We start from the raw sequence: 23,322 nt of genomic DNA, 5'->3' as shown, positions 1-23,322 counted from the left end.
TTAAGGAGGCGCAGTTATATTTTCCAATACATAATCAAGCATCGACTGATACCTTTGAGAGCATCATGATCGAACTTCGCCACCTTCAGTACTTCCGGACCCTGGCCGAAACCCTGCACTTCGGACGTGCCGCCGAAAAGCTGCATATCTCTCAGCCGCCGCTTTCACGGCAGATCGCGCTGCTGGAAGAAGAGTTGGGAGTCAAACTGTTCGATCGTTCGCGCCGACGGGTCGAATTGACCGAAGCCGGTCAGCGCTTTTACCTCGACACCGGTACGGTTTTCACTGCGTTCGAGCAGGCCAAGCGCAATGCACTGGCAGCAGCACGAGGTGCTGCCGGCGAGCTGTCGGTGGGATTCATGATGTCGACCGCCTACAGCATCACCCCGGCCATTACCCGGCACTACGCAGCGCTCTACCCTCAAGTGAACCTGAAGCTCACCGAGACACTGCCGCTGGACCTTGCTAACGACATCAGCAGTGGCAACAAGGATGTGGCAATCATGTACCGCCCGCAGGACTGCACAGGCTTGGAGACGGTCACGTTGTATCGGGAGGAAATGACCCTGGCTCTACCGCCCGGTCACCGACTGGCCGGACAGGCGCTGGTGGAGCCTCGCGAACTTGCGGGAGAGACCTTCATCATCGTGCCCAGGCGAATCGCCCCTGCCCTGCACGACATGATCTGCAACTACTGCCTGCAGCACGGCGTGACGCCCAACATCGGCCTTGAGATCAATATGCAGCAGACCATCGTCAACTTGGTCGGCGAGGGGCTGGGGGTGGCCATGGTGCCACGCTCGATGCGCAACATGCGCCTGGCCAGTACCAGCTTCCGGCCCTTGCGCGAGGCACCGGTGATAGAAGTGGTGGCGGTGTGGAAGGCCGACAACCACAACCCATGCATCGCCACCTTTGTCGAGACGGCGCTGCAGGCCGGAGCGCAGGCAACCCGTGAAGACGAAGCGAGGCGGTTGATCGAAGATTGAAACCTCCTCCCTCGTCATTTTCCAGCACGAATGCAGTTCTTGAGAGCAACCCTTTCGCAACAGCGGGCCGCTCTCACAAGGTACGTGTCAGATCTCCAGAATCCCCGAGGCCATGAACCCACCATCCACCGGGATCACGTGTCCACTGATGTACGCTGCATCCTCCGAGGCGAGGAATGCCACTGCCCCAGCCATCTCGGCCGGCGTGCCATACCGGCGCAGCGGCACCGCGCGGGCATACGATTCCCGGGTCGCAGCCGAATGCAGCGTACGCGTCAGGGGCGTATCCACCGGCCCTGGAGCGATACCGTTGACGGTGATGCCATACTCGGCCAGTTCTATGGCCATCTGCCGGGTCAGTCCGATCACCGCCGCCTTCGACGTGCCATAGGCGGTGCGCCCCATACTGGCCCGCATGCCACTGATAGAGGCAACGTTGACGATCCGTCCCCAGCCCTGCTCGCGCATCAACTGCGCCGCTTGCTGGCTACACAGCAAGGTGCCGGTCAGGTTGATGTTCATCAGCCGCTGCCAGCCCTCCAGCTCGGTATCGAGGAAAGGCTCGGTGCGAGCGATACCGGCATTGTTTACCAGCACATCGCAGCGCCCATAGCGTTCTCGCAAGGTGTCGAACAGCGCGCTGATCGATACCGAGTCGCCAATGTCGATGGCCAGGGCCAGAGCGTCGATGCCCTGGGTATGGAGACTGCTCACCATTTCCTGGGCAGCACCGAGGTTGATATCGGCCACCACCACCTTGTAGCCGTCGTGCCCCAGGCGCTCAGCGATAGCCGCACCGATGCCCATCGCGGCTCCCGTCACCAATGCCACACGTCCGTGGGCGGATGCAGGCAGAGTCGTTCTCGCAGCTTGGTTCATGTAAGTGCTCTCTCAGAGAAAACCAATGGAAATCCATGGGAAACAGGCAACGACCACCAACGCCAACAGCAGTGCACCGAGGTAACCCCAGACACGCCGGATCACATGATCGGAAGAGGTCTTGCTGATGGCGCAGGCAGCGTAGAAGCCTACTCCCAGCGGCGGTGCGAACAGACCTACGCCCATGGCCAGGATCACGACCATGGCGTAATGCACCGGGTGAATGCCTAGCATCTCTGCCAGGGGAAACATCAACGGGCCGAACAGCACGATGGCAGGAATGCCTTCGAGCACACTGCCTAGAATCAGGAAGGTGAGGATGGTCACTACCATGAAGCCGATGACGCCGCCGGGAATGTCTTCGATAAGCTCTACCAACGACTGCGAGAAACCCGATTGGGTCAACGCCCAGGCCATGGCCGACGCCATACCGATGATCAGCAGGATCGACCCTGACAGCGCCGCTGCTTCGAGCAGCATCGGATAGAGGCGGCGCCATTCTATATGGCGCATGAACAGGTGCATGACCAGCCCGACCAAGACCACGTAGGCCACACCGATGGTCGAGACCTCGGTGGCGGTAGCGGCCCCTTCCAGCACGGCGACACGAATCAGAAGCGGCAGGGCCAATGCTGGCAATGCGATCAAGAATGTCTTGCCTACCTGGGACAACGGTGCTCGTTCGACCTTAGGCGCCTCCTCCTTGCGCGAGCGCCACCAGCACACCACCGCGATCGCCAGTGTCGCCACCACCGCCGGCATCAATCCGCCGATGAACAGTGCCGTGATCGACACACTGCAAACCGCGCCGATGGTGATCAGCACCAGGCTGGGCGGAATGGTTTCGGTCATCGCCCCGGTAGCCGAGAGCAGCGCCGCCAGCTCTTCGGGTTTGGAGCCACGCCGTTTCATCTCAGGAAACAATGCCGGTGCCACGGCGGCCATGTCGGCGACCTTGGAGCCGGAAATCCCGGAAACCAGGAACATCGCCCCCAGCAACACATACTGCAGACCACCCCGCACATGGCCCAACAAGGAAGCCATGAAGTCGATCAGCGTGCGTGCCATGCCCGACAGTTGCAGCACCACCCCCAACAGCACGAACAGTGGCACAGCCAGTAGTACCATGTGCGACATGCCTTCATCCATGCGCCCGACCACGATCGACAACGGCGCATGAGTGGCCAACGCCAGGTACGCCATGGTCGCGGTGCCGAAGGCGAAAGCAATGGGAATACCGCCGAAGACACAGGCGCCGAGCAACACCAGGAAGAACACCACCAGGTTGTAATTACCCATGGCCGCCAGTAGGGGCTGCGCCAGCCACAATGCTGCCGCCACTGCACCGATCACGACCAACCCGGCCATGAACTGGCGAACCGTGGAGTAGCGCGCCATACGCGCCACCGCCGCCAACAGCATCAGCACCGCTCCCACCGGCAAGGCCGCCGCACGCAGACCATCCGGGATGCCCAGTGCAGGCGTGGTGATCCACATCTGTTCATGGGAGTGCTGCATGGCCGGCGAGATGATCATCGCCACGAACAGGCAGACGATCAGCGCCGAGAGCGTCTCGCTGAAGCCGCGCCAGGCGTCTGGCAGCTTGTTCACCAGCGCTGACATACGCATGTGCTCGCCACGGTCCAGGGCCAACACCGCGCCGAACATCGCCAACCAGATGAACAGCGACGATGCCAGTTCATCGGACCAGATCAGCGGGCTGTGCAACACATAACGGAAAATGACCCCCGCCAGCAGGACGAAGGTTTCGACCACCATCAAGGTGACCGCGAGCCCCCCTACCAAGCGCATGGCCCAGCTGTTGAGGCAGATAAGCACCCGGGCCGGCAGGCGCTGCGAAACGGTCGAGGCCGGTAGCGCTGGCGCGCGCATCATGCCAGCTTCCCGGCGTACTGCTCGAGGATGGCCCAAGCCTGATCGCCGAACTTCTCGTGCCAGTCGGCGTAGTAGTTGGCGCTGCGCAGCTTGTCGCGAAAAGCCTCGGCTGGCGCCTCCACCAGTTCCAGGCCCTGCCCTTTCAAGGTGTCGCGGGTGGTGCTTTCGAGCTTGGCGAGGTCTTCTCGTTGGCCCATCACCGCAGCATCGATATGCTTGCGCAAGATAGCCTGCATGTCCGCCGGCAGGCGGGCAAACGAGGCACTGTTGCCAAGCATCCAGAAACCGTCCCACACATGGTTGGTCAATGAGCAGTACTTCTGCACCTCATACAGCTTGGCCGAGGACACCAGGGTCATAGGATTTTCCTGGCCTTCGACGATGCGCGTCTGCAACGCCGAATAGACCTCGGCGAAGTTGATGCTGGTGGGCGCCGCCTCCAGGGCTCGGAAGATCGACATGATGATCGGGCTGGGCGGCACACGCAGCTTCATGCCACGCAAGTCGTCAGGGCTGGCTACCGGCCGGGTGCTGGTGGTCGTGACGCGGAAGCCGTTGTCCCACATGCGGTCGAAAGCGAACAGCGTGCCAGTCTTGGCAATCTCAGCGCGCACATGCTCACCGAGCGCGCCGTCCATGGCGCTCCACACCTGCTGATAGTCCTTGAAGGCGAAGCCCACGGCACTGATCTGCACCGATGGCACCAGAGTTCCAAGGATCACCGGCGAGAGGGAGAACAGGTCCACCGCGCCAGAACGGACCTGGGCCAGGGTATCGGTGTCGCTCCCGAGTTGACTGCTGGGGAACACCTGCACGGTCAGCGCCCCGTTGGTTTCCTCTTTGATCGCCTTGGCCATGGCCCGAGCACGCACGTTCATCGGGTGGCTGATGGGCAGGTTGTTGGCGTACTTGAGTTTGAAGTCGGCAGCACGGCTGTTGCCGCTGTACAGGCCCAGGCCGGCAGCGGCGACTGCGGCGGAGGCCACGGAGGCCGTCTTGATGAAGGAACGTCGGGTGAAATCGCTCATGAAGCTCTCCTGACCTATTTGTTCTTATTGATCGAGTGGGATAAGGCGATGGTGACAGTGGCGTAGCAATTGGGGTGCCACCCTGGCCGAGCTGGGCCAAGCGATGCTTGCAAAGACCTTGAACAGGCCCTAACCCTTTGAATTCAAAGGCCCCCTCAATTGAGCAGCGATGTATCGATGTGTGAAAGGAAGGACACTGCCAGGGCCTGGTCTGTAACAGGTGTCTCCTGGAACTGTCGCTCAGGGCTTCAGGGCGACACCTGTAGCACCTCGCTGCTACCTGCTGAAACCACCGCCAAGCGCCACGAAAGCACGTCGCAGACGCCTTGTCGACCGGCTGGCACCGTTCTTGCCATCGACCTCGCAAACCCATCGAGCGAGGACTCACCTCATGGAATCACCCCTCATCACCGGCTGGCACCATGCCCCTTTCGGCAAGTTTCCCGACGTCGACCCCGAGCGGATGATGGCCGACGCAGCAATCGGCGCACTGGCGCATGCCCGGCTCGATCCGGAACAAGTCGACTCCGTGCATGTTGGCCATTTCAACGCGGGGTTCCTGTACCAGGATTTCCCTTCCACACTACTTGCCAACCATATCCCCGCCCTGCGTTTTACCCCCGCAGTGCGATTGGAAAACGCTTGCTCAACCGGCTCCGCAGCCATCCACTCGGCTCTTCAGGCAGTGCTCAGCGGCCAATCGCGACATGCGTTGGTGGTCGGCTTCGAAAAAATGAACAGCCTGCCCACCGCCGAAGTCGGCAAGATCCTGCTCAAATGCTGCTACGCCCGTGAGGAAGCGGAGATCCAAAGCGGCTTCGCCGGTGTGTTCGGCACCATCGCCAGCGCCTATTTCGAGCGCTACGGAGATCAGTCCGACGCACTTGCGATGATCGCTGCCAAGAACCACGCCAATGGCGCCCTCAACCCTTACGCGCACATGCGCCGCGATGTGGGGTTCGAGTTCTGCCGCACTCCCTCGGAAAAAAATCCCTTCGTCGCCGGCCCTTTGAAGCGCAGCGACTGCTCGCTGATCAGCGATGGCGCTGCGGCATTGGTGATCAGCAGAGCCGACCAGCGCAACGGCAGGGGCTGCGCGGTGCGTTTTCGCGCGGCGGTACAGGTCAACGACTACCTGCCGCTGTCGCGCCGCGATCCCACGGTGTTCGAAGGCGCGGCCCGCGCATGGCAGCAAGCGCTGCGCGAGGCAGGCTTGACTCTCAATGACCTGTCGTTGGTGGAAACCCACGACTGCTTCACCATCGCCGAACTGCTGGAGTACGAGGCCATGGGCCTGGCTGAACGCGGCCAGGGCGCTCGGGTTATCGCCGAGGGCGTGAGCCACAAAGATGGCCGCCTGCCAATCAACCCATCCGGCGGGCTCAAATCCAAAGGCCATCCGATTGGCGCCACTGGCGTGTCGATGCACGTAATGGCCGCTATGCAGCTCAGCGGTCAGGCCGGCGACATGCAACTGTCGCGTGCCGATCGTGCCGGCGTCTTCAACATGGGCGGCGCAGCCGTCACCAACTACGTGAGCATCCTGGAGGCTGCGCGATGACCGGAATCGACAACGTCATGAATCTGGGCGAGTTGTTGGCCCAAGTGGCCCGCCGTCTGCCCCATCTACCCGGTTTCATCCGGGGTGAGCAGCACGTCTCATGGAGCGATTTGCTGCGCAGAGTCGACAGCGTTGCCGCTGCTTTGCGCACTCGGGGCCTTAACAAGGGCGACCGGTTACTGGTACATGCGCGCAACAACCTGCAGTTGTTCGAGAGCGCCTGGGTGGCCTTCCGTCTTGGCGTGGTCTGGGTGCCGACCAATGTCCGCATCACGGCACCGGAAGCCGCCTATCTGGGTAGCTCCAGTGGCGCGGTGGCGATGCTGTATGACGAGGGGTTCGGCCATTATGCCGACGCAGTGCGCGAGGCTTCGCCCGCCTTGCAGATGGTCATCTCCATCGGCACCGCGCGAAGCGGCGAGTTGGCTTACGATGCGCTGTTGGATGAAGGTGCGCCGCTACAGGCTGCTTTCAGACCTGCCGAAGTGAGCTACCACGATCCTTTATGGTTCTTCTACACCTCGGGCACTACCGGCCACCCCAAGGCCGGTGTGCTGACCCACGGGCAGATGGCCTTCGTGGTCAACAATCACCTGGCCGACCTGATGCCCGGCCTGAGTCCGCAATCCCGCTCGCTGGTACTCGCTCCTCTGTCCCATGGTGCCGGTATCCATGCCCTGGTCAATGTCGCTCGCGGTGCGGCCTGCGTCCTTCCAACCAGCGAGCGGCTTGATTGCGACGAGGCCTGGCGGTTAGTGCAGGAGCATCGTGTCGACAACCTGTTTACCGTGCCGACCATCGTCAAGATGCTCACCGAAAACCCGGCGGTAGACCGTTACGATCACAGCAGTCTGCGCTATGTGATCTATGCCGGCGCGCCCATGTACCGTGCTGACCAGTGCCACGCCCTGCGCACCTTGGGCAAGGTGCTGGTGCAGTACTACGGCTTGGGCGAGGTGACTGGCAACATCACCGTGCTGCCCGCTGACTGTCATGAAGAACACGACGGCCCGCACGCCAAGGTCGGATCCTGTGGCTATCCACGAACGGGCATGCAGGTGGCAATACTCGATGAACACGGCAGCGAACTGCCCCCTGGCAGCGACGGTGAAATATGCGTTCGGGGTCCAGCGGTATTCGCCGGTTACTACGACAACCCCGAAGCGAACGCTGCATGCTTCCGCCACGGTTGGTTCCACACCGGGGACCTCGGCCACGTCGACGAGCAGGGCTACCTTTTCATCACGGGCCGCGCCTCGGACATGTACATCTCTGGTGGTTCCAACGTATACCCGCGGGAAATCGAGGAGGCACTGCTGACCCATCCGGCGGTCAACGAGGTGGCGGTGTTAGGCATGCCCGACGAGAAATGGGGTGAATCCGGCTGCGCAGTGATCGTCACCACCTTCGAGGTCAGCGACGAACAGCTGCTGGCCCATCTCGAGCCGCGCCTGGCTCGCTACAAGTGGCCCAAGCGCTTCGTCCGCTGGCACGACATGCCCAAGTCCGGCTACGGCAAGATCGTCAAGAAGCACATCCGCGCACTGCTCGAAGCGGGCCAGGAGCAGCCCGCATGACGCCCCACTTCGAAACCCGGGATGGCGTTCGCCATTTCATCCACGCAGGGCTGGCGCAGCAGCCGCGCCTGCTCGACTGCGAAGTGGCGCGCAGCCAGGAGTTGCGCATCGAGTTGCCGCTGGCCTGCAACGTCGCCGAAGGCCTGCTCGCGGTACTGCGCGATTGCAACTACCAGAGCGCGGTGGGACGCATCCTCTGTGGCGCAGCGGCGCACCTGAGCTATCACCGCATGGTCACCACCAGCGATCGTCAGCGCCCCTACGATTACGGCCAACCGGTGGTGCTGGACGGCTACATCACTTTCATCAGTGGAGCCCTCACCGTCGGCCGGGATGCCAGCGGCGCCCCCCTGCTGCACTGCCATGCAGGCTTCATCGACCGCGACGGACAGCAGCATGGCGGTCACCTGGTGCTCAACCGACTGATCGTCGGCAATGAGCCGCTGGTGATCCGCCTGTGCCTGTTCGACCGGGTGGCCTTCGAGGCGCAACCCGACGCCGAAACCCAGTTCAACCTGCTGCACCCCGTGCTCAAGGAGGCCTCATGACCCTCGATCCACATACCTCCGACTCCCAGGTGCAGCGTGGCCAGCTGGGCCGCCTGGTGATCGCCCGAATAAAGCCCAACGAAGACATCATCGACAGTGCCGAAGCGCTTTGCGCCAGCCATGGCATCACTTGCGCCGTGGTCCGTGGCGGCCTCGGCAGCCTGATCGATGGCCAATTGCACTACCTGGGCCGCCAAGGCATGCAGGATATCCACGTACCCGGTCCAGGCATCGAGATCCTCAGCCTCAGCGGCGAGGTCATCACTGGACAGAGTCGCCTGCAGGCCGTACTGGCCGACGCCGCTGGCAACATTTTCGCCGGCCGCCTGCAGCGCGGCCGCAACCTCTCGTTCATCACCGTCGAGTTGACCTTGCAGGAATGGCTGCCCGACTGATGCACCGCTAGTACCACACCCTTTGCGCCCTGATGTCTCGGGCGCCCATTCGTACTCAGGACTAAAACAATGACAAGAAAGCCACGTGCATACCTGTACCTGCTCACTGCCAGCGCCTGCATACCTCCTACTGCCCAGGCCGCCTTCGTCGAGGACGGCAAAGCCAACCTCAATCTGCGCAACTACTACTTCAACAACGACTTCCGTGATCGCCCCGGCGCGGCCGGTCAGAGCAAGACGGCAGAGTGGGCCCAAGGTTTCGTGCTCGACTACAAGTCCGGCTTCACCGAAGGCACCTTTGGTTTTGGTGTCGACGCCCTTGGCATGCTGGGCGTGCGCCTGGACGGCGGCGCCGGTAACCACCGCGGCAGCTCGATGATCCCCGACGAAAGCGATGGAAGTGCCGTTGACGAATGGAGCAGGCTGGGCCTGACCGGGAAGCTGCGCTTCTCGAAAACAGAAGCTCGCTACGGCACCTTGCTACCGAAGTTGCCGATACTGGTGGCCAACGATGGTCGCCTGCTACCCCAGACCTTCGAAGGCGGCATGATCACCTCCAAAGAGATCGACGGCCTGACCCTTACCGGCGGACGCTTGGAGCACTCCACCGGTCGCGGCTCGAGCAACCGGTCCGGGCTCGCAGTGGCTGGCGGCAGCCGCGAGAGCAACCAATTCATCTTCGCCGGTGCGGATTACCAAATGACCCGCGACCTCAAACTGCAGTATTACGCGGCCCAGTTGCAGGACTACTACGTGCAACACTTCGCCGGGCTGGTGCACACCTGGGCGCTGGCTGACGACCAATCGCTGACCACCGACCTGCGATATTTCAAGACCGATGCCGACGGGCGCAACGACTCGGCCAGCGGTCGGGCGGCCGGCTACCAGGTGAGTGGCCTTGGCGACACGCCTGGCAAGATCGACAACGATACCTGGAGCGCCATCTTCACCTACGCTATCGGCGGCCATGCATTTCTGCTGGGCCATCAGCGGGTATCCAACAGCGGCAACTTTGTCCAGTTGAACCAGGGCAATACGGGCGAAGGCGCAGCCGGTTCGAGTATCTACCTGTTCACCGATCGACTGGCGACCAGTTTCACCCGCGCGGGCGAGCGCACCACCTTTGGCCAGTACACCTATAACTTCGCCGCGCTGGGCGTGCCGGGCCTGGTAGCATCGTTGACCTACCTGAAAGGGACAAATATACGCATGGCCTCGGGGGGCGACGAGAAGGAATGGGAGCGTGACATCGCCCTGGACTACGTCGTACAGAGCGGGACGTTCAAAGGGCTGGGCTTCAGTTGGCGCAACGCCATGCTGCGCAGCGGGGTGCCGAGCGAATGGAATCAGGATCAGAATCGACTGACGGTGAGTTACTCGATACCTCTGCTGTGATCGCAGGCACTCGAGCACATGCACCGTCATCGATCTCGTAGATGGTACTGCCACTGATCATCGATGACTGAACCTTCCCGCCTGAGGCCCACTCCACATGGCACCGCGCCTACGTCAACCAAGGAGCTGCCATGACGACCCAAGCCTTGCAGTCCTGCAGCGGTGCCTCAGCGCGGGAAGGTTTCTACAGCACCGACATCCCCGCCCGCCTCGACCGTTTGCCGTGGACGCGTTTTCACACGTTGTTGGTGGTGGCGCTCGGTATCACCTGGCTACTCGACGGGCTCGAGGTCACTTTGGCTGGGTCGGTGTCCGGCGCCCTCAAGGACAGCCCGGCCCTGGCCATGAGCAATACCGAGATCGGCCTGGCCGGCGCCAGCTACATCGCCGGCGCGGTGCTCGGTGCACTGCTGTTCGGCTGGCTCACCGACCGCCTCGGGCGGCGCAAGCTGTTCTTCATCACCCTGGCGCTGTACATCGGTGCCACGGCGGCCACGGCGTTTTCCTGGAACCTGTGGAGCTTCCTGGTATTTCGCTTTCTCACCGGCGCCGGTATCGGCGGCGAATACACCGCGATCAACTCGACCATCCAGGAATTCACCCCGGCACGCTACCGGGGCTGGGTCGATCTGACCATCAACGGCACGTTCTGGATCGGCGCGGCACTCGGTGCCGTAGGCGCAGTGGTGCTGCTCGACCCGGACGTGGCGGGTGGAGAACTGGGTTGGCGGCTGTGCTTCGGCATCGGTGCGCTGTTGGGCCTGGTGATCCTGCTGATGCGCCTGTGGATACCAGAGAGCCCGCGCTGGCTGATGATCCACAACCAGCCCGAAGAAGCCGAGCGTATCGTCGCCGACATCGAGCGTCATTACCACGAGCGCGGTATCGAGATACCGTCCCTGCAGGCCCCACCCCTGCGCCTGCGCACCCGCAACCACACGCCGCTGCGCGAGGTGGTGCACAGCCTGTTCGTCGAGCATCGCCAGCGGGCGCTGGTGGGTCTTGCGTTGCTGACCGCCCAGGCGTTTTTCTATAACGCCATCTTTTTCACCTACGCCCTGGTGTTGACCGATTTCTACCAGGTCCCGTCGGCTCAGGTGGGCTGGTACGTCCTGCCCTTCGCCCTGGGGAACTTCTGTGGCCCCCTGATACTTGGCCGCCTGTTCGACGTCATCGGCCGACGGATCATGATCAGCTCGACCTACCTGATCGCAGGTGTGCTGCTGACGATCAGCGGCTACCTGTTCCAGCAAGACATGATCGACGTCACCCAGCAGACCCTGGCCTGGATGGTGATCTTTTTCTTCGCCTCCGCCGCTGCGAGCTCGGCCTATCTCACGGTGGCCGAGACGTTCCCGCTGGAAATCCGCGCGCTCGCCATCGCTGTGTTCTACGCCTTCGGCACCGGTCTGGGTGGTCTGATCGGGCCAACCTTGTTCGGCGCGCTGATCGAGACCGGCGAACGCACCAATGTCTGGTATGGATACCTGATCGGGGCAATGTTGATGATCGTCGCCGCGCTGACCCAGGCGGTCTGGGGTGTGTCGGCTGAGCGCAGATCGCTCGAGGAGGTGGCCCGGCCACTTTCACAAGTCTGCGAATAACTGAGCGCCTCTCGGCCTCGGCGAGCCCACCCTCTCAGCGGATGTAACGAAATGTGAAAAAAATGTCGAATTGCTAGATGCCTTTGATGTAGATTCTCATTCAGATTATCAAATGCATCAAAGTCCATTTCGCCGTAGGATCTTTTCTTTGAAACGTCACTTCCCTGCCAGTCTCCTGCTGGTCGGCGCGTGCAGCGCCTTGCCCAGTGTTCATGCCGCCGACGACCTGACGCTACCCGCCACCGAGATCGTCAGTACCCACGAAAGCATCGACGGTGTCAGTCAGGGATACGAGGGCCAGGCATCCTCCACCACCACCAAGCTGGGCCTGACCGACAAGCAGACGCCCCAGGCGGTCACCACCCTCACCCGCCAGCAGCTGGACGACTTCAAGATCAACGGCATCAAAGAGGCTCTGCGCTCCGCGCCGTCGGTGACCGTCGAACAGACCGAATCGGACCGCACCGAATTCACCTCGCGCGGTTTCGACATCAACACCTTCGAATTCGACGGCATGGGCATGCCCTTCGTCGGCACCGTGCTGGTGGGCGAACTGGACCTGGCCGAATATGAGCAGATCGATATCCTGCACGGCGCCAATGGTTTGATGAGCGGTGCCGCCAACCCGTCCGCCACGGTCAACTTCGTGCGCAAACGCCCTACCGAGACGTTCCAGGCCCAGGTCAATACCAGTGTCGGCTCGTGGGACAACCGCCGCGTCGACGTCGATCTTTCCGGCCCGTTGACCGACAGCGGCAATGTCCGCGGCCGCTTCATCTATGCCCACGACAAAGGCAACTCGTGGATGGACCGCTACAGCCACGAGCGCAACATCGTCGCCGGCCTGTTGGCTTTCGACGTGACCGACACCGACACCGTGACCGTCGGCTTCTCCCAGCACAACAGCGACTCCAACGGCAGCACCTGGGGCAACCTGCCACTGGTCGACAGCGCCGGCAACGCCATCCACTACAGCAGCCGCAGCAGCAACATCGGCCAGCCGTGGACGTACTGGAACCTGCACACCCAGCGAGCCTTCGTCGAGCTCAAGCACGACTTCGGCAACGATTGGAACGCCACCCTCACGGCGACTGGCGTGCAGGAGAAGCAGACTACCAACATGCTCTATGTAGGGTCGGTCGACGGTGACGTTGCCGGCGCCTATGCCAACCATACAAGCAGCGAGGCGCACCAGTTGCTGGGCGAGGCCAAGTTGCAAGGTCCGTTCAGCTTGTTCGGTCGCGAGCATCAACTGACATTGGGGGCTGCGTACGGGCGAACCCATCAGAAACTTAAAGAGTATGACGAGGACCTGGCGCACTTCAGCTACTTCGAGACTTCATGGTCGGACATTCTGGCAGGCAAAACGCCTATGCCATCGTTCACGGCCAACGACGCATCGCTGTCGCAGAATTTCCAAGATACTCAGAAGAGCGTGTTCGCAGCGACCCGCTTCAGCCTCACCGACGACCTGCACTGGATCGCCGGCGCACGTCTGCTCAGTGCCGACGGGAAAGGTGACAGCTATGGCTCCGAACGCTCCACCCGCGAGCACGGCAAGGTCACGCCCTATACCGGACTGGTCTATGACCTGAACGACGCCTGGAGCGTGTATGGCAGCTGGACCAAGATCTACAACCCGCAATTCAACCTGTCGGACGCCTCCGGCAAGCTGCTCGATCCGTTGGAAGGCAAGAGTATGGAAGTCGGCCTCAAGGGCAGCGTCATGGACTCACGCTTGCACGTAACCGCAGCACTGTTCAAGACCGAACAACGCAACGTCGCCGTGGATGCGGGCATGGTAGCCGGTCGCCAGGCCTATACCGCCGACGAGTTCAAGAGCCACGGCGTCGAACTGCAGGCCACGGGCGAAGTGATGCCAGGCCTGGACCTGATGGCCGGCTATACCTATGTCCGCATCGACAATGACGACGGCGATCGTGCGCGCAAATACGTGCCGAGCCACGCCTTGCGCGGCATGCTCACCTACCGCCTGCCGGCCCTGCCGCAGATGAAGGTCGGCGCCCGCCTCAGCTGGCAGACCAAGGTGGAGAACGACGACAACAGCGCCATCCACCAGAATGCCTACGGCCTGGTGGACCTGATGACCAGCTACGACATCGACAGCAACTGGAGCACGTCGCTGAACCTGAACAACGTCACCGATCGCAAGTACCTGCTGTCGCTGTACAACAATGCCACCACCGCCAGCTACGGCGCGCCGCGTAACCTCACGGCCTCGGTGACCTGGAGGTACTGATCCCCGCCTGGGGCTGCTCGGGACGGGCCTGACGAACCCGCCTCCCCCGCCCCGCGCCCTCCTCGCCAGCGTTAGCCCAGGTAGTCCTGCACCCACTTCACCCAGCACTCGGCGCCGATCTTCACCAATGCATCGTTGAAGTCATAGTGAGGGTTGTGCACCGAGCAACCATGGAACTCGCCCGTGCCGTTGCCGAGCATGAAGTAGCAACCCGGTCGTGCTTGCAGCATGTAGGCGAAGTCCTCGGTGCCCATGACCTTCTTCGGCATCTTGTCCAACAATGCGCCGTCGGCGAACAGCGGACGCAGACTCTCGCGCAGCAACGCGCTTTCGTGCTCGCTGTTGCACAGCGCTGGCGCAAGCTGGGTGAACTGGACATCGATGGTCACACCGAAGCTTTCCGCGTGACCTTTGACCAGCGCCTCGATACGACTGTTGATCTTCTGCTGGGTTTCGCTGGTATCGGTACGCACGCTCAGCAGCATGCAGGCCTCATCGGGAATGATGTTGTACACGGTACCGGCCTGGATCATGCCGATGCTGATGACCGCGTACTCCTCCACGCTCAAGTTGCGCGACTTGATGGTCTGGATACCACTGATCAGGCTGTTCAAGGCCATGACCGGATCGACCGACAGTTCTGGCATCGCACCGTGCCCGCCCTTGCCGGTGATACGGATGCTGACGCGCTCGCTCGAAGCCATCGTCGGCCCGGCTTGCACCACGCAGGTCCCCACGGGCAAGCCAGGCATGTTGTGCAGCGCATATACCGAATCGCACGGAAAGCGCTCGAACAGGTCGTCGTCGATCATCGCCTTGGCGCCGGCCAGGCCCTCTTCATCCGGCTGGAAAATAACGTTCAGCGTGCCGTTGAAATTGCGCGTTGCCGCCAGTTGCGCGGCTGCAGCCAAGAGGATCGCGGTATGCCCGTCATGGCCGCAGGCATGCATGCGACCGGGGATCTTGCTGGCATGCTCGAAGCGGTTCTTCTCGCTCATGGGCAATGCGTCCATGTCAGCGCGCAGACCAATGCTGCGCGGACCGTCGCCCACCTTCAAGACGCCTACCACACCATGCCCGCCGACCTCGCGATGGACCTCGTAGCCCCAATCCTGAAGCTTCTCGGCTACCAGTGCCGCGGTCTCAGGGGTATCGCCCCCCAACTCCGGGGCGGCATGAATCTGCCGCCGGATCGCAACGAAAGCGTCCAGTTCTTCTGCTGCAGGCCGCGGTTGATTGCTCTGGAAAGTACCCATGTCACGCGCATCCTTTGTTTTCTGGGAAAGCATTGAGGCAAGCCAGGCTGACGATGCCGCCGGCCACCAGGAAGTAGGCTGGCGCCAAGGGAGTGCCTAGCGCAGAGATCAGCCAGGTGGCGACCAGCGGCGAGAAACCACCGAAGATCGTCACGCCCAGGCTGTAGCTGACCGATGTGCCGAAGGAACGCTGGGCTTTCGGAAAGCCTTCCATGATCAGCGCGAAGAACGCACCGGCACCGATGCAGGTCGGGAGGATCAGCACGGCGACGCACATCATCGCCAAGCCCAGGTGCTGCACCTGCCCGAGCAGATGGAATACCGGCAGGATCAGCACCATCGGCGTAGCCACCGTCCACACCAGCAAGCGCTTCCTGAGTTGGTATTTGTCGGCGAACCGGCCCGCCAACGGGCAGATGATCGCCATGCAGGCGCTGCTGACGCAGGCGATCGCCATGGCGCTGCCCGCTGGATAGTGCAAGGCGGTGGTCAGGTAAGTCGGCATGTAAAAGACGAACAGGTACATGCCGATGGTCGAACTGGCCATCAGACCGATGCCTTGAGCGATGCGTTTGAGCAGTACAGGGTCCAGGCCCTTCTCGGCCTTGTGCGCCGCCCCTGCCTCATGGGTTTCCGGTAAGCGGGTGCGGATGTACCAACCGACCGGTCCGATCAACAGCCCAAAAATGAACGGTATCCGCCATCCCCAGCTTTCCAGGGAAGCAGGCTCGAGGAGCTGGCTCAGGGCAAAGCCGAAACCTGCCCCAACCAAGGCCGCGTAGCCCTGGCTGGCGGCCTGCCAACTGACGCTCTGGCAGCGATTGCGCGTCGAGCTCGACTCCATCAAAAATACCGACGCGGTGCCGATTTCCCCGCCTGCCGACATGCCTTGGATCAGGCGCCCGACCACCAACAGCAGCGTCGCGCAAATCCCGATCTGCGAGTATGTAGGGGCAAAGGCGATCAACGCGGTACCCAGGGTCATCAGCCCGATGGTCAGGCTCAAAGCCGCCTTGCGCCCCCGCCGGTCAGCGTAACGACCGATGACCATCGCACCGACCGGGCGCATGAGGAAGCCGACACCGAAGGTGGCCAGCGACATCAACAACGAAGCCATCGCCGACTCGGAGGGGAAGAAATGCTTGCCGATCAACACCGCGAAAAAGCTGTAGATCGTGAAGTCGTACATTTCCAGCGCATTGCCCAGCGAGCAGGCAATCAGGGTTCTACGGGAAGAAGATGCCTGCGCGGCTGAATCCGAGCATGTCTGCATGATTGGCGGTGCGGGTAGCGGTCTGGTCATTGTTATCTCCGATGGCAAATCACGGCGTGCAACGACTATCGACCAATCGTCCCCCCAACACACTTGCAGTTTCGGCATGCAGTTAACCAGTGGTTAATTGACCGGAGCTGTCGCTGGCCGATCTGCCCTGAGCTGGCGCACAGATTGCCTTGGTCGCAGGCGATGCCCCAGAAGTGCCCACGGCTCCGCATCCGAAGCCTGACCTGGAAGCAGTCGTACAACCGTTCTACAGCAGACGTTGGCGCCAATCAGAACGGCTCGCGGCATCTCGATTAACCAAACGGCATGGCATGGCCGAATAAGCAATCACACTGCAACGTTCTCTTCACCGACGCTACAGCCACCACATCACCGTGCTGGCCTGGAGTCGTGAATGAACACTCGCACTACGTCGTTGCTGTTGATGATCCAAGGGGCTTGCCTTGCCGCGCAGGCACAGGCTGAAGGCTTTCCGACCCTCGGTCGGATCGCACCGGGTTTTGGTTATTACGGGATCGACTCAGGTTTCGACGACAAGCTGAAGATCTATGGGACCGTGGACGCGTTCGCCAGTTATCACGACTCGCAACACCACTCGGGTTATCGACTGGCCGGCGGAGGCGCCTGGACCAACAAGATCGGTTTGTATGCGCGCAAGGGGCTGACCCCGGATACCGTCGTCGAGCTGGATGTGGAGGAAGGTTTCAACCTCAATGGCAAGGCCCTTGACGCAACCTGGGACAGTATCGGCAGCCTGCGCCTGGCGACCGTGGCCCTGCGCTCGCGGACCCTGGGCAAGCTTGAGCTTGGCAAGACCTACGGCATGGGCACTCCCACCTACGCCGACCCGTTCCTGGCGGTCTACGGTTCGCCCTACACCTACCTGGCCCTGCCCGCCGCCGGCAAAGGCGCCTACTACCTGGACATGCGCCCGAAACATACCCTGGCGTATACCAGCCCGAACCTCAACGGCTTCAGCATCGGCACCGCGCTGAGCTTCGGCTTCGACGATGTCGCCAGCCAGGGCCGCACGCTGCGCGGTGGAGGCATGCGCCTGCAATACCGCAACAGCCGGGTGATGCTGTTGGCCTCCTACAACCTGTACTACAGCGACCCATGGGACGACGACGGCGATTCGCGTCAGACCGCCAACCACTACAAGAGCCTGTCGGCGTTCTACGACTTCGGTCCGTTGGCCGCCAGCCTCACCTGGCAACGTCAGGACGTCGACCAGGCGGGAACCCCAAGTACCACGCTGTACACCTTCGGCCTGATGGCGCCAGCGGGCGAACGCGACGTGATGCGCCTGGCCGTGATGCAACGAAAGGTCACGGCGCGCGACAAAGACGCCTTCGGCGTGATGGTCGGCTACGACCATTTCTTCACCTCGCGCTGGGCCGTCTATGGACGCCTTGGCATGATCGCCAATCAGCGGGCCTCGTCGGTCACCTACGCCGGCACGCCTGTGGATCAGGTCGGTGACGACCCCAGCAACATTGCACTAGGTATGTACTACCACTTCTGATGTGACTGGGTGGACTTGCTTGAGCACCTGCCCGCGCAGGCTGTGGAACAACTCCTGGGCGGGCGCGGTGAGGCTGTGACGGTCGATGCAGACGAGGTTGATGGGATAGTCCGGAATCAGCTCCTGCACCGGCATGGCCGCATACTCGCAATCGACGCCGAACGTGAAGCCCCGGTCCACGGCCAGTTCACTGATGGTCATCAACGATTCGGTGTTCTTCAATAACTTGAGCGCCATCATCACCGACGTGCATTCGATGGTGTGCTGGGGCACCCGCAGACCATTGACCTCGAACAGTTGGTGAAACTGTGATGCCTGGTCGGACAATTCGTCCAGGCTGATCCAGTTCGCGTACTGCAACGTGCGCAGCGACTGGGAAAACTTCTGCTGATTGGACGCATGGCAAATCACCCGCCCCTTGATGCTCCCCAACGCCTCCCAGTCCAGGTTCAGACGGCTCAACGGCTGCTGCGAGGTGATGGCGAAATCCAGGCTGCCGTCGCGCAGGCGTTGCAGGATCTGACTGGGACGAAGGTCGGTGATGGTGATCTTCACCCGCGGATATTTGCGCCGAAAGGCCAGAATGCTTTCATCGACACCGTCGAGCATCGCCGTCAACGAAGTGACCCCGATCGACACTGCGCCGAGCGCCGCGTCCTGGATATTCGCCGCCTCTATCTGCAGGCGGCGGATGCTCTCGACCACCAGGTTGGCATGACGGATCACCCGCTTGCCCTCCTCGGTCAGAGCCATGCCCTTGTGCGAGCGCTGCAGCAGGGCGAACCCCACCTCGCGCTCCAGGTCCTTGATCGAACGGCTCAGCGCGGGCTGGGTGATGTGCAACTGTTTGGAGGCCTCAAGGATGCTGCCTGCATGATGAATGGCGACCAGCGCCTTGAGTTGGTGAAGTTTCAACCGTTTGTACCTTGTTGTTTGCGGTTCGGTTCGCTGCTGCGAGCCCATTAAACTGCAAAAACGAGGTTTGGCGGCGAGAAAAAATCGCCAAGCCGATCAGGACGTCAACGCCTGCTGGGGTATTGGCCTGCCATGACGCTGCGGCTGCTGCCAGGCCAAGGTCTGCTGGACACTCATCGCAGCGTCCAACACCTGCTGGGCCCAGCGTTCGTCCTTGGGGCACACGACGACCACGCGAAAACCGTGATCGTGGCCTTCGATGCGCACACCCTCGGAGTCATCGACGTGCAAGTCGATATCGAACGCCGGCGGGTACTTCGACGGCCCCTTCGAGAAGCCTTGCGCGTTCAGCGCGTGCTGATGGCGATCGCTGTTGACCACGCCATCGACACGAATGCCGTAGAGCATCAGCCAACGCCGGATATAGGCCGGGGTGCGCCCGGACGAGGTATAGATCCAGACACTGCAACCCTGGCGGCGCAGGTCGCGTATCAGCGAACGGGTGCCTGCCCGCAGGGGCTCGCCCAACCAACGGTGGACGAAAGCAGGCAATTTGCTGTCCTCGGCGGCGCTGTGTTCCGGCAGGCAGGCGAGCGTGTCGTCGATATCGAACGAAATGCGCATCTTTGGCCGGGTAAAGGCGCGGACCAGCGTTCGCCATCCCTGCTGGATACAAAGTCGCCATTGATTGAGCATCGGATAGCGGGCCATCAGTGGCTCCCCTGATAGATAGCCTGTGGTGTAGCGCCGAGGAAGAACGCCCTGGCGTCAGGCGCCTGCGCTTCCAGAAAGGCCGCGTATTTTTTCTTGATCTTGGGCAACTCGTAAAGGGCCTTGACGCCATGCTTGGCGGAGTTGCGAATCACCGAGGAAGGATTGAAGTAGCCTTCGGCGTTGTCCAGCGACAGCACGAACGGCGGCAGACCGGCACGCATCAGCAAATAGCTGACGATGAGCGAGCCGGTGCGGTTGTTGCCCTCGATGAACAGCTGAGGTTTGCTCAGAATCCGCACATAGACGCCCGCAGCCCGCTTCCATACCGAATCACTCCGATACGAGCAATACCAGTTGTACAAGTCCTTGATGCCGCCCTCGACGTTGTTGAAGAAGTGCGCCTCGGTGGCGGCCAGATGCTGGGCGAACTCCCGCCGGCGTCGCGGATCTCGACCGCACAGTACCGTGGCATTGAGTTCGAGCATCAGGTTGACCTGCTGCAGCTCGAACAGGTCGATGCCCCGCGCTACGTAGTCGTCTATGAGGGCATAGCCTTCGACCACATTCAGCAACACCTCATCGGTGAACGGGTCACGCGGCTCGGTGAAGTGCCGGCTGAGCTCGGCGAAACGGTTCTGCACCTCACGCAGTGCGCGTTCTACCGCAGACAGATCAAGACGACGCGTTGCAGGCATGGGTGATCCCGACACAGACTGGAAAGTAAAGCGATCCGAGTGGCTCCCGGCTCAGCTGAATTTACCGCTGATGTAATCGCTGGTCAGTTGCTCGCGAGGGTTCTCGAAAATCTGCCGGGTCTCGCCCATCTCGACCAGGTAACCGGTACGGGTCCCCTGGGAAATGTCGACCGAGAAGAACGCGGTGGTGTCGGCGACACGGATCGCCTGCTGCATGTTGTGGGTCACCAAGGCGATGGTGTAATCCTTTTTCAGCTCGACCATCAGTTCTTCGACACGGCGGGTAGCGATCGGATCGAGTGCCGAGCATGGCTCGTCGAGCAACAGCACTTCCGGTTCGGTGGCGATGGCGCGGGCGATACACAGCCGCTGCTGCTGGCCACCGGACAGCGACAGGCCGCTGACCTTGAGCTTGTCCTTGACCTCGTCCCACAGCGCAGCACCTTGCAGGGCGTGCTTTACGCGGTCGCCCAGATCACCCTTGTAACGATTCAGACGCAGGCCGAAGGCGACGTTGTCGAAGATGCTCATGGAGAACGGGTTCGGCTGCTGAAACACCATGCCGATGTAGCGGCGCACCACGACCGGATCGACGCCCTTGCCATAGACGTCCTGGCCGAGAAAGTGCACATGGCCCTCGAAACGGAAGCCCTTCACCAGGTCATTCATGCGGTTGAGGCTGCGCAGCACGGTGCTCTTGCCACAGCCCGACGGACCGATGAAGCCGGTGATCTTGTTCTTCTCGATCGGCACATGGCTATCGCGCACGGCCATGAAGTTGCCGTAGAAGATCTTGTCCAGCTTGCAGTCCATGACCACGGGCGATTGGTTGACCATCGGAGCGGCGCGGTGCGCAGTGGATACGTTCAAGTTCAGATGCTCCCTGTCTTAATACTTGGGCTTGCCGAAGATGCGGCTGATGACGTTCACCACCAGCACGATCATCACCAGCACCAGCGAGGCGGCCCAGGCGAGCTCCAGCTGGTTGTCGAACGGCATGCCGGAGAAGTTGTAGATGAGTACGGCAAGCGAGGCCGTAGGGTTCATGACCGCAAGGCTGCCGTCATGGTAGATCCAGTAGTTGCTGAACAGCGCGGTGAACAGCAGCGGCGCGGTTTCGCCGGCGGCACGTGCAACGGCCAGCATGACGCCGGTGAGGATCGCCGGCAGGCCAGTTGGCAAGACGATCTTCCAAACCACCTGGGCGCGGGTGCAGCCCATGCCGTAAGCGGCATCTTTCATGATCTTGGGCACCATCTTCATGGCTTCTTCGGCGGTCAGCACGACGATCGGCAGCATCAGCACGGCCAGGGCGACACCGCCGGCCGGTGCCGAATAAGTCCCCGTGGTCATCACCACCAGCGCATAGGCGAATACACCGGCGAGAATCGAAGGCAGGCCGGTGAGCATCTTGGCGGCGAAGCGTGCGGCATTGGCCAGCTTGCTGTCCGGGCCCAGTTCGGCCAGGAACACCGCCGCCAGGATACCTACCGGCACGGCGATGGCTGCGGCAATGCCAACCATGACGAAGGTACCGGCCATGGCGTTACCGAAACCGCCGCCCATCTCGAAGCCCGTCGGCGGCAGTTCGGTGAACACTTCGAGGTTCAGGCGCGCACCGCCGCGGGTGATCAGCATGTACAGGACCGAGATCAGCGGCACGCTGGCGAGCAAGGCAACCAGCCAGACCAGGGTGGTCAGTACCACGCTGCGCAGGGCACGCCCTTCGAACCTGCGTTGCAGGCTTGGCAAGGCGACGGCTGGGGTGGTCAGGTCGGTCATTATTTGTTACCCCGCTGGGCGTAGAGCATGATCATCGAGCCGAACACGTTCACCAACAGGGTGATGAACATCAGTACCAGCGCGGCGTACATGAGTATCTCGATCTCGTTCGGTCCGGCCTCGGGGAAGTTCAGGGCCAGCAGGGCCGCCAGGGTGTTGGCCGGGGCGAACAAGGACAGCGAGATGTTGTTGGCGTTACCCACCAGCATGGCCAGGGCCATGGTTTCGCCCAGTGCCCGACCGAGTCCCAGGACCAGGGAGCCGAAAATTCCGGTGGCAGCCGAGGGCACCATCACCTTGAGAATCGCTTCCCAATGGGTGGTGCCCATGCCGTAGGCCGCCTGTTTGGTTTTCATCGGTACGCTGGTCAGCGCATCCTGCGAAACGGCGGCGATGGTCGGCAGAATCATGATGGCGAGTACCAGTGCCGCTGGCAGCAGCCCAGGCCCGCTCAAGGAGGTGCTGAAGAATGGAATCCAGCCCAGCTCGCTGTTGAGCCATGCGGTCAGCGGGCGGATCGCCGGGATCACTACGTAGATGCCCCACAGGCCGTAGACCACACTGGGGATGGCCGCGAGCAGCTCGACGATGGTACGGAACACCGCAGCCAGTCTCGCGGGTAGAAAGTCCTGGGTGAGGAAGATGGCCATGCTGATGCCGAAGAAACCGGCAATCAGCAGTGCGATGAAGGCGCTGTACAGGGTGCCCCAGATGGCCGGCAGGATGCCGTACTTGCCCTGGTTGACATCCCAGACGCTGCCGAACAGCACGTCGAAGCCATGCTTCTCCATCCCCGGAAGTGCCTTGCTCCCCACTTCGTAGACCAACGCGAAGACCAGTGCCAGCACCAGCACCACGCCGATCCGCGCAAGCGCACGGAACGTGCGATCGACCAGGAAATCCCTGGCCGAGGGTGGCTGGCACGCTGAGTCGGGATTATCCGGTATGGCAAAGGGTGTGTTCATTGGCTGTTTCCGCGACGAAGGTCAAATGCTCCCGACGCGGTGGTCACACCGGTCAG

20 protein-coding genes are annotated in these 23,322 nt (G+C 61.8%); 9 read left to right on the top strand and 11 right to left on the bottom strand.

Annotated features, from left to right (window positions below; genetic code table 11):
- Window positions 1–65 precede the first annotated feature (65 nt).
- Window positions 66–989: a LysR family transcriptional regulator gene (locus E2H86_RS14915; RefSeq protein WP_133329099.1), complete on the top strand. Its 924-nt coding sequence runs from the start codon at window positions 66–68 to the stop codon at window positions 987–989.
- 87 nt (window positions 990–1,076) lie between these two features.
- Here E2H86_RS14915 and E2H86_RS14910 read toward each other — a convergent pair whose 3' ends face one another.
- From E2H86_RS14910 to E2H86_RS14900, 3 genes are read right to left on the bottom strand one after another with little or no spacing between them, the layout of a single operon-like run.
- Window positions 1,077–1,868 carry an SDR family NAD(P)-dependent oxidoreductase gene (locus E2H86_RS14910; RefSeq protein WP_133329097.1) on the bottom strand — a complete coding sequence of 264 codons (792 nt, stop codon included), beginning with the start codon at window positions 1,866–1,868 and terminating at the stop codon, window positions 1,077–1,079.
- A 12-nt stretch (window positions 1,869–1,880) separates the two neighbouring features.
- The gene (locus E2H86_RS14905) at window positions 1,881–3,764 is read right to left on the bottom strand and encodes a TRAP transporter large permease (RefSeq protein ID WP_133329095.1); all 1,884 of its coding nucleotides are present in this window, start codon (window positions 3,762–3,764) and stop codon (window positions 1,881–1,883) included.
- Window positions 3,761–4,792, bottom strand: a complete 1,032-nt coding sequence (locus E2H86_RS14900) for a TRAP transporter substrate-binding protein (RefSeq protein ID WP_133329093.1) — start codon at window positions 4,790–4,792, stop codon at window positions 3,761–3,763. The genes E2H86_RS14905 and E2H86_RS14900 overlap by 4 nt, the downstream gene beginning before the upstream one ends.
- A gap of 391 nt (window positions 4,793–5,183) precedes the next feature.
- Between E2H86_RS14900 and E2H86_RS14895 the strand changes: the two genes are divergently transcribed.
- The 7 genes from E2H86_RS14895 (at window position 5,184) to E2H86_RS14865 (ending at window position 14,132) form a co-directional block, all read left to right on the top strand.
- Window positions 5,184–6,353, top strand: a complete 1,170-nt coding sequence (locus tag E2H86_RS14895; protein WP_133329091.1) for an acetyl-CoA acetyltransferase — start codon at window positions 5,184–5,186, stop codon at window positions 6,351–6,353.
- Window positions 6,350–7,930 carry an acyl-CoA synthetase gene (locus E2H86_RS14890; protein WP_133329089.1) on the top strand — a complete coding sequence of 527 codons (1,581 nt, stop codon included), beginning with the start codon at window positions 6,350–6,352 and terminating at the stop codon, window positions 7,928–7,930. Before E2H86_RS14895 ends, E2H86_RS14890 begins: the two co-directional genes overlap by 4 nt.
- Complete coding sequence (locus tag E2H86_RS14885) at window positions 7,927–8,478, top strand: hypothetical protein (protein ID WP_133329087.1); 552 nt, start codon at window positions 7,927–7,929, stop codon at window positions 8,476–8,478. The genes E2H86_RS14890 and E2H86_RS14885 overlap by 4 nt, the downstream gene beginning before the upstream one ends.
- Entirely contained in the window at window positions 8,475–8,873 is a 399-nt protein-coding gene (locus tag E2H86_RS14880; RefSeq protein ID WP_133329085.1) for a PPC domain-containing DNA-binding protein, read from the top strand. Before E2H86_RS14885 ends, E2H86_RS14880 begins: the two co-directional genes overlap by 4 nt.
- A 69-nt stretch (window positions 8,874–8,942) precedes the next feature.
- Complete coding sequence (locus E2H86_RS14875; protein ID WP_133329083.1) at window positions 8,943–10,268, top strand: OprD family porin; 1,326 nt, start codon at window positions 8,943–8,945, stop codon at window positions 10,266–10,268.
- A 131-nt stretch (window positions 10,269–10,399) separates the two neighbouring features.
- Window positions 10,400–11,872 carry an MFS transporter gene (locus E2H86_RS14870; RefSeq protein WP_133329081.1) on the top strand — a complete coding sequence of 491 codons (1,473 nt, stop codon included), beginning with the start codon at window positions 10,400–10,402 and terminating at the stop codon, window positions 11,870–11,872.
- A gap of 175 nt (window positions 11,873–12,047) precedes the next feature.
- Window positions 12,048–14,132, top strand: a complete 2,085-nt coding sequence (locus tag E2H86_RS14865) for a TonB-dependent siderophore receptor (protein ID WP_133329450.1) — start codon at window positions 12,048–12,050, stop codon at window positions 14,130–14,132.
- Window positions 14,133–14,203: 71 nt separating this feature from the next.
- Here the strand turns inward: E2H86_RS14865 and E2H86_RS14860 are convergent, their stop codons facing one another.
- Complete coding sequence (locus E2H86_RS14860) at window positions 14,204–15,388, bottom strand: M20 aminoacylase family protein (protein WP_133329079.1); 1,185 nt, start codon at window positions 15,386–15,388, stop codon at window positions 14,204–14,206.
- A gap of 1 nt (window position 15,389) precedes the next feature.
- Entirely contained in the window at window positions 15,390–16,691 is a 1,302-nt protein-coding gene (locus E2H86_RS14855) for an MFS transporter (protein ID WP_207955636.1), read from the bottom strand.
- A 373-nt stretch (window positions 16,692–17,064) separates the two neighbouring features.
- Here E2H86_RS14855 and E2H86_RS14850 point away from each other — a divergent pair, with 373 nt between their 5' ends.
- On the top strand, window positions 17,065–18,195 hold the full coding sequence (locus E2H86_RS14850; RefSeq protein WP_133329077.1) for a porin: 1,131 nt from the start codon (window positions 17,065–17,067) through the stop codon (window positions 18,193–18,195).
- On the opposite strand, the gene E2H86_RS14845 is transcribed toward E2H86_RS14850, so the two are convergent.
- From E2H86_RS14845 to pstC, 6 genes are all read right to left on the bottom strand, one after another.
- The gene (locus tag E2H86_RS14845; protein WP_133329075.1) at window positions 18,172–19,110 is read right to left on the bottom strand and encodes a LysR family transcriptional regulator; all 939 of its coding nucleotides are present in this window, start codon (window positions 19,108–19,110) and stop codon (window positions 18,172–18,174) included. The genes E2H86_RS14850 and E2H86_RS14845 overlap by 24 nt on opposite strands.
- Before the next feature lie 96 nt (window positions 19,111–19,206).
- Entirely contained in the window at window positions 19,207–19,734 is a 528-nt protein-coding gene (locus E2H86_RS14840; RefSeq protein ID WP_243744068.1) for a hypothetical protein, read from the bottom strand.
- Window positions 19,735–19,820: 86 nt separating this feature from the next.
- Window positions 19,821–20,519 carry a hypothetical protein gene (locus E2H86_RS14835; protein ID WP_133329071.1) on the bottom strand — a complete coding sequence of 233 codons (699 nt, stop codon included), beginning with the start codon at window positions 20,517–20,519 and terminating at the stop codon, window positions 19,821–19,823.
- A gap of 51 nt (window positions 20,520–20,570) precedes the next feature.
- Window positions 20,571–21,356, bottom strand: a complete 786-nt coding sequence (pstB, locus tag E2H86_RS14830; RefSeq protein WP_409977294.1) for a phosphate ABC transporter ATP-binding protein PstB — start codon at window positions 21,354–21,356, stop codon at window positions 20,571–20,573.
- A 51-nt stretch (window positions 21,357–21,407) separates the two neighbouring features.
- The gene (pstA, locus tag E2H86_RS14825) at window positions 21,408–22,301 is read right to left on the bottom strand and encodes a phosphate ABC transporter permease PstA (RefSeq protein ID WP_133329067.1); all 894 of its coding nucleotides are present in this window, start codon (window positions 22,299–22,301) and stop codon (window positions 21,408–21,410) included.
- On the bottom strand, window positions 22,301–23,266 hold the full coding sequence (gene pstC / locus E2H86_RS14820) for a phosphate ABC transporter permease subunit PstC (RefSeq protein WP_133329065.1): 966 nt from the start codon (window positions 23,264–23,266) through the stop codon (window positions 22,301–22,303). Before pstC ends, pstA begins: the two co-directional genes overlap by 1 nt.
- Window positions 23,267–23,322: the final 56 nt, after the last annotated feature.

It is taken from the genome of Pseudomonas putida (assembly GCF_004357765.1).
Lineage (GTDB): Bacteria > Pseudomonadota > Gammaproteobacteria > Pseudomonadales > Pseudomonadaceae > Aquipseudomonas > Aquipseudomonas putida_U.
The sequence above is the reverse complement of the archived record's forward strand: the minus strand, read 5'-3'. Positions and strand labels throughout refer to the sequence as shown.

What these genes read in the sequence shown, in the direction of transcription:
- E2H86_RS14915 (WP_133329099.1), top strand. Translation starts at nt 66, where the DNA reads ATGATCGAACTTCGCCACCTTCAGTACTTCCGGACCCTGGCCGAAACC.
- E2H86_RS14910 (WP_133329097.1), bottom strand. Translation starts at nt 1,868, where the DNA reads ATGAACCAAGCTGCGAGAACGACTCTGCCTGCATCCGCCCACGGACGT.
- E2H86_RS14905 (WP_133329095.1), bottom strand. Translation starts at nt 3,764, where the DNA reads ATGATGCGCGCGCCAGCGCTACCGGCCTCGACCGTTTCGCAGCGCCTG.
- E2H86_RS14900 (WP_133329093.1), bottom strand. Translation starts at nt 4,792, where the DNA reads ATGAGCGATTTCACCCGACGTTCCTTCATCAAGACGGCCTCCGTGGCC.
- E2H86_RS14895 (WP_133329091.1), top strand. Translation starts at nt 5,184, where the DNA reads ATGGAATCACCCCTCATCACCGGCTGGCACCATGCCCCTTTCGGCAAG.
- E2H86_RS14890 (WP_133329089.1), top strand. Translation starts at nt 6,350, where the DNA reads ATGACCGGAATCGACAACGTCATGAATCTGGGCGAGTTGTTGGCCCAA.
- E2H86_RS14885 (WP_133329087.1), top strand. Translation starts at nt 7,927, where the DNA reads ATGACGCCCCACTTCGAAACCCGGGATGGCGTTCGCCATTTCATCCAC.
- E2H86_RS14880 (WP_133329085.1), top strand. Translation starts at nt 8,475, where the DNA reads ATGACCCTCGATCCACATACCTCCGACTCCCAGGTGCAGCGTGGCCAG.
- E2H86_RS14875 (WP_133329083.1), top strand. Translation starts at nt 8,943, where the DNA reads ATGACAAGAAAGCCACGTGCATACCTGTACCTGCTCACTGCCAGCGCC.
- E2H86_RS14870 (WP_133329081.1), top strand. Translation starts at nt 10,400, where the DNA reads ATGACGACCCAAGCCTTGCAGTCCTGCAGCGGTGCCTCAGCGCGGGAA.
- E2H86_RS14860 (WP_133329079.1), bottom strand. Translation starts at nt 15,388, where the DNA reads ATGGGTACTTTCCAGAGCAATCAACCGCGGCCTGCAGCAGAAGAACTG.
- E2H86_RS14855 (WP_207955636.1), bottom strand. Translation starts at nt 16,691, where the DNA reads ATGACCAGACCGCTACCCGCACCGCCAATCATGCAGACATGCTCGGAT.
- E2H86_RS14850 (WP_133329077.1), top strand. Translation starts at nt 17,065, where the DNA reads ATGAACACTCGCACTACGTCGTTGCTGTTGATGATCCAAGGGGCTTGC.
- E2H86_RS14840 (WP_243744068.1), bottom strand. Translation starts at nt 19,734, where the DNA reads ATGCGCATTTCGTTCGATATCGACGACACGCTCGCCTGCCTGCCGGAA.
- E2H86_RS14835 (WP_133329071.1), bottom strand. Translation starts at nt 20,519, where the DNA reads ATGCCTGCAACGCGTCGTCTTGATCTGTCTGCGGTAGAACGCGCACTG.
- pstB (WP_409977294.1), bottom strand. Translation starts at nt 21,356, where the DNA reads ATGGTCAACCAATCGCCCGTGGTCATGGACTGCAAGCTGGACAAGATC.
- pstA (WP_133329067.1), bottom strand. Translation starts at nt 22,301, where the DNA reads ATGACCGACCTGACCACCCCAGCCGTCGCCTTGCCAAGCCTGCAACGC.
- pstC (WP_133329065.1), bottom strand. Translation starts at nt 23,266, where the DNA reads ATGAACACACCCTTTGCCATACCGGATAATCCCGACTCAGCGTGCCAG.